11 protein-coding genes and 1 pseudogene are annotated in these 9841 nt (G+C 65.2%); 6 read left to right on the top strand and 6 right to left on the bottom strand.

Features of this window, described 5'->3' with window-relative positions; genetic code table 11:
* Positions 1 to 28: 28 nt before the first annotated feature.
* The 3 genes and pseudogenes from ACLP4W_RS15915 to ACLP4W_RS15925 all read left to right on the top strand — a co-directional run.
* Positions 29 to 1021, top strand: coding sequence for an LLM class flavin-dependent oxidoreductase (locus ACLP4W_RS15915; RefSeq protein ID WP_442387471.1), 993 nt, complete (start codon positions 29 to 31; stop codon positions 1019 to 1021).
* Positions 1018 to 2208: a cytochrome P450 gene (locus tag ACLP4W_RS15920; RefSeq protein ID WP_442387472.1), complete on the top strand. Its 1191-nt coding sequence runs from the start codon at positions 1018 to 1020 to the stop codon at positions 2206 to 2208. The genes ACLP4W_RS15915 and ACLP4W_RS15920 overlap by 4 nt, the downstream gene beginning before the upstream one ends.
* Positions 2209 to 2309: 101 nt before the next feature.
* Positions 2310 to 2500, top strand: a pseudogene (locus ACLP4W_RS15925) (cytochrome P450); the annotation flags it as partial.
* Between the two features lie 22 nt (positions 2501 to 2522).
* Here the strand turns inward: ACLP4W_RS15925 and ACLP4W_RS15930 are convergent.
* Together ACLP4W_RS15930 and ACLP4W_RS15935 are read right to left on the bottom strand one after the other, a co-directional pair.
* Complete coding sequence (locus ACLP4W_RS15930) at positions 2523 to 3512, bottom strand: alpha/beta fold hydrolase (protein WP_442387474.1); 990 nt, start codon at positions 3510 to 3512, stop codon at positions 2523 to 2525.
* Between the two features lie 73 nt (positions 3513 to 3585).
* Complete coding sequence (locus tag ACLP4W_RS15935; protein WP_442387476.1) at positions 3586 to 4263, bottom strand: winged helix-turn-helix transcriptional regulator; 678 nt, start codon at positions 4261 to 4263, stop codon at positions 3586 to 3588.
* Positions 4264 to 4369: 106 nt separating this feature from the next.
* On the opposite strand from ACLP4W_RS15935, the gene ACLP4W_RS15940 reads away from it, so the two are divergent.
* Positions 4370 to 5293 carry an NmrA family NAD(P)-binding protein gene (locus ACLP4W_RS15940; protein ID WP_442387478.1) on the top strand — a complete coding sequence of 308 codons (924 nt, stop codon included), beginning with the start codon at positions 4370 to 4372 and terminating at the stop codon, positions 5291 to 5293.
* 70 nt (positions 5294 to 5363) lie between these two features.
* Here the strand turns inward: ACLP4W_RS15940 and ACLP4W_RS15945 are convergent, their stop codons facing one another.
* Positions 5364 to 6383: a zinc-dependent alcohol dehydrogenase gene (locus ACLP4W_RS15945; RefSeq protein WP_442387479.1), complete on the bottom strand. Its 1020-nt coding sequence runs from the start codon at positions 6381 to 6383 to the stop codon at positions 5364 to 5366.
* 120 nt (positions 6384 to 6503) lie between these two features.
* Here ACLP4W_RS15945 and ACLP4W_RS15950 point away from each other — a divergent pair, with 120 nt between their 5' ends.
* On the top strand, positions 6504 to 7274 hold the full coding sequence (locus ACLP4W_RS15950; RefSeq protein ID WP_442387481.1) for an SDR family NAD(P)-dependent oxidoreductase: 771 nt from the start codon (positions 6504 to 6506) through the stop codon (positions 7272 to 7274).
* Between the two features lie 30 nt (positions 7275 to 7304).
* Here the strand turns inward: ACLP4W_RS15950 and ACLP4W_RS15955 are convergent, their stop codons facing one another.
* From ACLP4W_RS15955 to ACLP4W_RS15965, 3 genes are all read right to left on the bottom strand, one after another.
* Entirely contained in the window at positions 7305 to 7805 is a 501-nt protein-coding gene (locus ACLP4W_RS15955; RefSeq protein WP_442387483.1) for a lipoprotein LpqH, read from the bottom strand.
* Between the two features lie 79 nt (positions 7806 to 7884).
* Complete coding sequence (locus tag ACLP4W_RS15960) at positions 7885 to 8634, bottom strand: hypothetical protein (protein ID WP_442387498.1); 750 nt, start codon at positions 8632 to 8634, stop codon at positions 7885 to 7887.
* A complete protein-coding gene (locus ACLP4W_RS15965; protein ID WP_442387485.1) occupies positions 8634 to 9512 on the bottom strand; it encodes an LLM class F420-dependent oxidoreductase in 879 nt (292 codons plus the stop codon). The genes ACLP4W_RS15960 and ACLP4W_RS15965 overlap by 1 nt, the downstream gene beginning before the upstream one ends.
* A 98-nt stretch (positions 9513 to 9610) precedes the next feature.
* Between ACLP4W_RS15965 and ACLP4W_RS15970 the strand changes: the two genes are divergently transcribed.
* Positions 9611 to 9841 (top strand): helix-turn-helix domain-containing protein (locus ACLP4W_RS15970; RefSeq protein WP_442387487.1); only part of this gene is annotated, 231 nt, incomplete at its 3' end.

Below are 9841 nucleotides of genomic sequence, written 5' to 3' on the forward strand. Positions count from 1 at the left end.
ACAAATATTAGGTCGTCTAGGAGCCTGAGTGTTCACGCTGCGCTTCGATATGCGCGCCCCTTCGTGGGGTGCGCCGCAGGCTGCGCTGTACGGCGCCGTCCCCGAGATGTGCGCGTGGGCCGAGGACCATGGCGGCATCGCCGCGGTGTTCTGTGAGCACCACGGGTCCGAGGACGGCTACCTGCCGTCGCCATTTTTGTTGGCGTCGGCCGTTGCCAGCCGCACGCGGCGCCTGGCGCTGAGCCTGATCCTGATCCTTCCGTTCTACGAAGCCGTACGACTCGCCGAGGACATGGCGGTTCTCGACATCGTCAGCGAAGGGCGGGCGTCGTACATCCTGGCGCTGGGGTATCGGCCCGAGGAGTTCGAGCACTTCGGCCTGACGCTGGGGGACCGCGGCCGGCTCGCCGACGAGAAACTCGCACTGCTGCGCCGGCTGCTCGCCGGTGAAGCGGTCGTGCAGGACGGACGACGGATCGCGGTGACGCCGCGCCCGCAGACCGCCGGTGGGCCGGGGCTGATGTGGGGCGGCGGAAGTGTGGCGGCGGCCCGGCGGGCCGGCAGATACGGCCTGGGCCTTTTGGCCAACGCCAATGTCTCCGGTATGCAGGAGGCCTACGAAGCGGCCTGCCGCAAGCACGGGCACCGGCCGGGGCCGACGATGCTTCCCGACCACGACCACCCGTCGGTCGTGTTTGTCGCCGACGACGTGGAACAGGCCTGGTCGGAGCTTGGCGATCATCTTCTCCACGACGCGCGCACCTATGCCGCGTGGAATCCCGGAAACGAGACATCGGCGGGGTTCTCGCATGTGGACACCGTTGCCGAGCTGCGCGACGCCGCGGCATCGCACGTGATCATCTCTGTGCCGGAAGCGATCTCGCGGGTTCGCGCCGGCCAGATACTCAACCTGTCGCCGTTGTGCGGCGGGCTGCCACCGGAAGTCGCGTGGCCCTATCTCAAGCGCGTCGGTGACGTCGTGTTGCCTGAGGCTCTTTCAGAGCGAAAGACGTCGCCATGACCAGTACGGCCGAGGTTTACTACGACCCTTTCGATTTCGCCATCGACGACGATCCGTACCCGATCTGGAAGAGGCTGCGCGATGAAGCCCCGCTGTACCACAACGACAAGTACGGGTTCTACGCGCTGAGCCGGTATGAAGACGTCTCTCGCGAGCTGACGAATTGGGACACCTACCGGTCGGGTCGCGGTACCACCATCGATCTCCTCATGAGCGGTGTCGAGGTGCCGCCGGGAATCATCCTCTTTGAAGATCCGCCGATCCACGATGTGCATCGCCATGTGCTCTCAAAGGTTTTCACGCCGCGGCGGATGGAGGCGATCGAGCCGCTGACGCGCGACTTCTGCGTTCGCGCACTCGACCCTCTGGTGGGCTCGGGCAGGTTCGACTTCATCGAGAATCTGGGCGCGATGGTCCCGATGCGCACCATCGGCTACCTACTGGGCATCCCCGAAGACAATCAGGCAGCGATCCGCGACCGCGGCGGCCGTCAACTCACCCTCAAAGAGGGCACGTTCACGCCCGCCTCGCAAGACTTTTTCGAGCGAAGTTACAAGGTGTTTTCCGACTACATCGATTGGCGGGTAAACCATCCTTCCGATGATCTGATGACGCAGCTGCTCAACGCCGAGGTTGAGGACGACGGGGGGACGCGGCGGCTGGAGCGGACCGAGGTGCTGCTCTATACCAGCATGATCGCCGGCGCGGGAAACGAGACGACGACACGTCTGATCGGTTTCATCGGCCAACTCCTGGCCGAGCACCCCGATCAGCGTCGGCAGATTGTGGACAACCCGTCCCTGATCCCCATGGCGATCGAAGAGGTGTTGCGCTACGAAGCGCCCTCACCCGTGCAGGCCCGTCATGTGGCTCGCGACGTCGAATGCCACGGCATCACGATTCCTGAGGGTTCAATCATGCTGCTGCTCAACGGATCAGCCAACCGCGACGAACGCAAGCATCCCGACGGGGAGAAGTTCGACGTCCATCGCGGCGCCACTCATCTCAGTTTCGGCCACGGGCTGCACTTCTGTATGGGATCGGCCCTGGCGCGCATGCAGGCGCGGGTGGCGCTCCAGGAGGTCATCAAGCGCTGGCCCGACTGGGAAGTCGACTACGCCAACGCGCGCAAGGCCCACACGTCCAGTGTGCGCGGGTGGGCGAAGCTGCCGGTCTTCACCAGCTGAAGTCGTGCGACGGATCGGGCGCCGAGCGTCGACTTGTTGGTTGAAATCAGGCCCAATTTTCGCCCAACAAGTCGACGCTGGGCGCACAAATTAGTGATCGCGGCAGCCACCTCAGCTTCGGGCAGGCCTGCACTTCTGCCTCGGCTCGGCGCTGGCCCGGATCGAAGCCCGGGTGGCCTTGGAAGAGGTACTCAAACGCTGGCCCGACTGGGAAGTCGACTACGCCAACGCGCGCAAGGCCCAGACGTCCAGTGTGCGCGGGTGGGCGAAGCTGCCGGTCTTCACCAGCTGAAGCGATCCTCCGTTCGGCGCCGCTAGGAAGCGCTTTGATCCACCAGGACCGCGCCGTCGGGTTGGTTCCCCAGTGTCTGCAGCGCAATGTCCTCACCTTGGGCCGTGAGGCGAACGATCTGGGCCAATTGCGCGGGGGCGTCGCACTGCAGGTAATGATCGGCGCCGGGCACCACCCAGTAGCGGTTGCGGCCGGGCTTGTTCTTCAGGTAGGTCTGCCAGACGTAGTTGGGGACGCGCAGCGGCGCGACGTTGTCGTGTAGCCCCCACACCACCGTGGTGTTGACGTGGCTCTTGGAAAGCGCTTCCAGCCAACCGGTTTCATCCGCGGCGCGTTCGTTCAGGTATTGAATCGTGTCCGGCAAGACGCGGACTCCGTCGTTGTGGGCGAAGCACTTCGCCAGCGCGGCGATCTCCGGGTCTTCGAGTGTCCGCCGTGGCATGAAGGTGCTGGCCCCCATGCCGGCGGCCAGCAGCTCCGGCGTCGTCGCCGCGGCGGTGTCTCGCGCGGTTGCGGGGTTGAGCAGCGCGGTCTGGAACACGGTGAGGTTGGATAGCGGGAGATAGATGTTGGCGTTCGTCAAGATGAGGTCGACGGGTACGGCCGGTGTGTCTTGGGACGCCAACATCTCGAGCGCGACCATGCCCACACTGCTGCCGCGGTCATGAGTGAGCATCCGGTATTCGGAGAGCTTCCACACCTGAGTGATCACGTAGACGAGCAGGCGTGCGTCGTCGTACAACGAATACGCGTGCGGCGCCGGTGGCTTGTCGGACAATCCGTAGCCCGGAAAGTCCAGCACGAAGATGTCGAACTCCGAGCCCAGTTCGCCGGACAAGGCGAAATAGTCGATGCTCGACGTCGGGAAGCCGTGCACAAGCACCAGCGCGGGTGCCCCGGGCGTGCCACAGCGGCGGGTGAACACCGCGACTTCCTGTCCATCGTTGGCGGCGGTCGTCGACCGCCACCGAAGTTCGGTCCCGCCGTTTTGCCACTCCGCGAAGATGTCCAAGCAGCCAGCATCTCAGAGGTGGACTCGGTTGGACAACCACGCCTGGGGAGGCTGTGGGTCGCCGCTTATTGGATCACGCGTGGCTTGCCGAGGCGCCGGCGGTCTCGGTCGTCAGCCCCAACACCATCCGCATCGTGTCGATGTCGTCGTGATCGCCATCAAAGCGCAGCCGGCGCAGGGCCGTCAGGCGTTGCGCTGCGGTGGAGCCCAGTCGAGCGGTCACCAGATCGGATGGTGATGCGCTCAAGGTCACATCCGGTTCGTGCTGCGCACCCGCGAGTCTTCCTCCGGTAACGGCGAAATCGAAACTGCGGCCGTCGATCTGCACGCGATACGTTGCCTCGGCCCCTGCGGCGCCGATCGGGTCAAAACCCAGGAGCACCCCGACGAGAAAGCCGTTGAGCGGGGACCTCGCTCCCTCGACGCTGGGTGACATGGTCTGCAGGCCGAACCGTGCAACGGCACCGATGATGGGAAGCACGAGCCGCCACCCGTCGTCGCTGAGGGTGTAGACGGTGCGCGCAATCGGTGGGGGCAACTCGTTACGTTCGACGATGCCGGCCTGTTGGAGGTCGTCAAGGCGTTGCGCCAGAAGATTTGTCGCGACGCCCGGCAACTGCGCGCGTAGGTCGCTGTAGCGGCGGGGGCCTCCGACCAGCTCGCGCAGGATCAGCAGTGTCCAGCGTTCGCCGAGCACGTCCAGCCCGTGGGCGATCGGACAGTCCTGGCCATAGCTCCTCCGCCCAGTCACACGAAAACTCTATCATATAGACGTAATTCCTGTTCAAATGGTTGACTTGTTTGTCTTGCAGGTTTAGATTGCTCTTCATCGGGCAGGCCCGATCGGAAGGACTCTCATGAGTGTTGCGCCCATCCTCGTCACTGGCGCCGCAGGCGGCCTCCAAGGCTCGACCGGTTTCCATGTCACGCGGTTATTGCGGGACCAGGGCGTGCCCGTCCGCGCCTTTGTCCACCGACTCGACGAACGGTCCGATCGGCTTCGGGCGCTCGGCGCCGAAATCGTGGAAGGCGACCTGCGCGACTTCCGATCAGTCGCGGCCGCCGTAAACGGTATCCGCCGGGCCTACTTCGCCTATCCGGTGCAGGAAGGCCTGCTCGACGCCGCCGCGACGTTCGCCGCCGCGGCGCGCTCGGCCGGTGTCGAGCAGGTTGTGAATTTGTCGCAGTGGCTACAGACCGGCGGCGAGCAGCCGACCCCGCACCAAGTCCGCCATTGGTTGGTTGAGCAGCTCTTCGACTGGGCCGACGTCGGTGTCGTACATCTGGACGCGACGGTCTTTTACGAGAACCTGTGCACGTGGGCACTGGGCAGCCTGGCCCGGTCAGGGGTGGTCGCCTTGCCCTGGGGGCCGGAATCCACAGCGATCCCGATGGTGGCCGCCCAAGACGTTGCCCGAGTGGCCGCGGCGGTGCTAGTACGCCCGGTGCTGCCGAGTGGCACGGTGGTTCGACTGATGGCCGGCGGGATCACCAACAAAGAGATCGCCGACGCGTTCGGTCAGATCCTCGGTCGGTCGGTGGACTATGTCGAGATTAGCGAGGAGCAGTGGGCCAGCGCCGCTTCGGCTGCAGGGGTCAACGACGTTGCGGTGGAGCATCTCACCCACTTGTGGCACTACTTGCGCACTCTCCCACCGGAATTCCAAGCCTTCTATCACACCAGCGGCGCGTTCGAAGAGTTCACCGGCCAGCCACCGCAGTCCCTGGCGCAGTTTCTGCGAGAGCGGAAAGACCTCTTCGCAGGGGCGGTGCCACGCTAACGTTCGGCAGTTCGCATGGTCTCGTTTGCCGGACACCGTCCGTGGTTTGGCCAAGTGACCATCGACGAGGCTACGGGGAGGTGACGACGACCTTGTCCGCGGCACCGGGCGTGCCGGCCAATTCGAGTGCTTCACCGAAGTTGTCGAAGGGGATGGTATGGCTGACGATCACCGCGTATTTCTCCCAGTCCGCGACGAGGTCGGCGGTGACCTGGAAGATCTCGTCGGGGTATCCCATGCATCCGACGATGCTGATCTCATTGCTCATCACGTTGACGAATTCGACGGGGACCGGTTCTTTGTGGACGCCCACGATTCCCAGGGTGGCTCCCTTCTGAGCGGCCGCCAGCGCGGTGTTGACGACGGCCGGGACACCGGCGGCGTCGAGGTAGATGTCGGTGCCCGCCGCGCCCGGGAACTTAGGAAACGTCGCCGCGCCCTCGCCGTGCAGTTCGACAAGGCGCGCTACGACGTCCTCTTCGGCGGAGTTGATGACGGCGTCGGCGCCGACCCGCAGAGCCTTCTCCAGACGGGCGGGCACCAGGTCCGTCACCACCACATGGCTTACGCCAAGGGATTTGAAGGCCAGCGTCGCGCCTAGTCCGATCGGCCCGGCACCGAACACGACGACCTTGTCCGATGGTTTGGGTTTGCAGCGGTTGGCGCCGTGGCGTGCGACGGCCATCGGCTCGTTGAGTGCGGCGACTTCCCACGGGATCTGGTTTGGGATGACCTCCAGGCTGGTTCCGCGCGCGGCGTTTTCGATGAGCAGGTAGTCGGCGAGCGCCCCGGTGGCTCCGCCATTGCCGATGATGCCGCCGGGGGCGGCCATGGGATTGATGACGACGTGATCGCCGACGGCGAGACCGGACACGTCGGCGCCGATCTCAACTATTTCCCCGGCGGGCTCGTGTCCAAGCGGCATGAGTCCCTGGCGGGGAGGCACACCACCGATGGAAATGTAGAACGCGTCGGAACCGCAGATGCCGCAAGCGCGCATTCGGACGAGTGCACCTTTGGGGCCGACCTGGGGGCGGTCTGCGTCGACGACTTCGGCCTTGCCCGGACCCGTCATCATCGCAACTTTCATGACCCACTCCTTGCTGTAATGGCGTGCGCTGCCATGGAGTTTCGACGACCGCCGTCATCCTCCACAGCTCTAGAGGTAAAGTCAATCCGCCGAAGCGGGGTCGTTGGGAAGGGCTTGTCGATGGGACTGCGCGGTCTGGCCGGAAAGGTTGCGGTCGTGGTCGGCGGCGCCACCGGCATCGGCGCGGCGACGGCCGCTCGGCTCGGCGAAGAGGGCTGCCGGGTGGTCATCGGCGACATCGCCGCCGATGCCGCGCAGCGGACGGCCGAGCGCATAGTCGCAGCGGGCGGGACGGCCGCTCACGTTGCCTTCGATCTGTCGGTTCCCGAGTCGGTCGCCAACCTGATCGACACCGCCGCCTCGACCCACGACGGAGTCGACCTGCTGTTCAACGTCGGCGCCGACATGAGCATGATCCGCGCCGACTCCGACGTGGTCGACATCGATTTCGGCGTATGGGATCGCGTCATGGCGGTGAACCTCCGCGGATACGTGGCCGCCATGAAATATGCCATCCCGAGAATGCTCAGCCGCGGCGGCGGGGCGATCGTCAACATGTCCTCGGCGGCGGCATTCCAGGGCGAGCCCGCGCGGCCGGCGTACGCCACCGCGAAAGCCGGAATCGGAGCGCTGACTCGGCACGTGGCGTCGCGGTGGGGAAAGGAAGGGATCCGGTGTAACGCGGTCGCGCCGGGGTTCACCGCTACCGAGGCCATCCGGTCGGCTCCGCAATGGCCGGATCTGCAGGCCGCCGCTCTGAAACGCATCCGCGGAACCCGCGTCGGCGATCCCGACGACATCGCAGCACTGGTCGCCTTCCTTCTTTCAGAGGAAGGCGAATGGATCAACGGTCAGGTGATCAACATCGATGGCGGCACCGTTCTACGCTGACCCGCGCTGTCGCACAAGGAAATTAGACAATTAGGGGCAGGTCACGTGGATCCCGAACGTCACCTGGCGCGTGCCGCTTTGGCCGGGTGTCATGGCTTGGCCCGTCCCGGTGACCGTGTAACCCTTGTCATCTTTGGTCGCTTGGACCTGGGTCGGAGACTGGGGCGCCTGATAGGGCAGCTGATACTGGCCGGATCCCGTCTTGAGCGAAATTGCAAAGCCATCGACGCTTGGCGGCTTCTCGTCTGACAGGGCGAGCGTTATCGACGCCGAATCGTCGTGAACACCGATGCGGGTGGTCAGATCCCCCGACTCCGCCGGCGTCGCACTCGATTGCGCGGCCGAGCTATTGCAGTCGACACCCCTGATCATCGTGTGCTTGTTGCCGTCCACCATGACCGTCGTGCTCGAGGGAGTCGGACTGGAACTCGGGGCAGCAGCCGGCTGACCGCTGTTGCTGGAACAGGCCGACAGACCGGCCCCCAATACGACAACGCCGAGCCCGGCAGCTGCGAGAACGCGATTCGTCATCTCACTTCCTCTGCTAGAAGAGTCAGCAGGACTATAGGTCTTATTCGTTTCTGGAAGGTCTCATTTCGCTGGCGAGGGGTCAAATTGCCGCGCCAGGCCAGGCTTCCCAGCTGACCATTGTCCTCAGCGGTCCGGCGAATAGGGGCCGCACTGCGGTCGATCGCCACCGCTGTTCGATGAGGGGGGCCAGGGCGTCGGTGGTGGTGAGCGGGTCGTCGTCAAGGTAAACGACGGTGATGTACTGGTGGTCGGTTCGCCATCCCCGGGGGAGGTGGCTCCATCCGGCGCTCGAACCGAAAGTCCATGCGCCGGCGGTGCCCGGTGTGGCGAGCAGCGCCGGATAGTGTTCGGCGTGCAGCCATTGCAGCCAGTCGTTTGGACGGCCCGCCGTATTCCCGCTGAGCTCTTCGACGAGCAGCAGGATTCCGCGGTGCGGCCGAAACGGCACCACCTCGGCGGAAACGAGCGCGTGCGGAGAGGATTGCCAGTGCAGGAGGCGTAGTCCCGCCACTTGCAGCGACGGTCGCGCGACGGGAAAGCGGCCGTTCTCCCGCAGCGTGCGGCCCAGTGTGACGAAGTCGTCGAAGGTTTCCTCGACGGGGTCGCTGACCAGGTAGTGCACCGCGTTGCCGATCTGACCCAGTGGTCCGTGGGCCGCCAACCGACGGTCGAGATAGTCGCCGTCGGCGATCCAACGCAAGCCGTGCACGATGCCCGGTAATTGGTATTGCTCCGGCATGTGATCCAACAGATGCCAACGCAGGTAACTGCCGTCATCGTCGGGCGGTGCCGGAGCGGTGAGGCTGAAAATGCCTGCCTTGACACGGATCACGCGAGACCTCCAGGAGGATGGAGCTCCGCGAGCGCGTGCAGATTCTCCAGATAATGCTGTAGCGAAGTGTGGGTGAAACTGGCGCTGACGGTGGTGGCGCCGTGTGCGGCGGTCTCCGCGAGGGCGTCACAGGTGCGTTCGGGCTCGTTGATCGGGTCCAGTGGCGTCGTGGGTGGCAGCACGACCTCGAATCCCGGCTGAAGTTCGAAGCGGCTCAACCAGTCTCGAACCTGCTGTGGGCTCACGTTGAAGGGCGCCCAGCCGTCGGCCAGGGTTGCCGCCCGGCGCAGCGACCGCAGCGTGCGCCCGCCGATCCAGATGGGGACGCGAGCCTGGACCGCGCACGGATCGACGATCATGCCGCTGAACGAATAGAACTCGCCGTGATAGGCGGGTTCGGGGACTGACAGCGAGGCGCGAAGGGCCCGCAGTGCGTCGTCGCCACGGGCTCCGCGGTTCTCGAAGGGAGCGCCGATGAGCTCGAACTCTTCCTTGAGGCTGCCCACGCCGACACCGAGGATGAGCCTGCCATTGCTGACTTTGTCCAGGGTGCCGTAGCGCTTGGCTATCTCGAGCGGGTGGTGATACCCGAGCACCAGCACATTGGTGCCCAGCCGTATCCGTTGGGTGCGTGCGGCGAGGTAGCCGAACGTGGCCAGCGGATCCCAATAGCGGGTGCCGCGGCGGCCCCGCTCCGCGGCGGGCAGCGCAATGTGCTCGCTGCAGGTCAGGTGGTGGTAGCCGAGTCGGTCTGCGGCTTCGGCGATCTGGGCCAGGTCCTCGATGGAGGCAGTTTTCTCCCAGTCGCTGCTGGTCTGGGGGAACATGGTCACCACCGGTGTGGCTACCGACAGTTTCACGTGCGTAATGCTCATCAGATGTGCGGCGTGGAAACCCGCGGCTTTGGCCGGGGCAGGAAACGCCGCTTCCCTCCTGTCGAGGGGTTGTCGGTGGTGGTGCCTAGGTTGACGGTGTGTGCAGGTTTCGGTTGTTTCCCAGCCCTGAGCAGGCGACGCTGTTGGCCGAACACTGTCGCCATGCCCGGTTTGTGTGGAACCTGGCCGTCGAGCAGCAGCAGCACTGGCAGCCGGGCCGCCGCGCGCCCGGGTACCACGAGCAGTGTGCCCAGTTGACGGCGGCCCGGGCCGAATACGATTGGCTGGCAGCCGGGTCGCACACGGTGCAGCAGCAGGCGTTGCGCGAT

The sequence above is a fragment of the Mycobacterium sp. genome (genome assembly GCF_052145595.1).
GTDB lineage: Bacteria > Actinomycetota > Actinomycetes > Mycobacteriales > Mycobacteriaceae > Mycobacterium.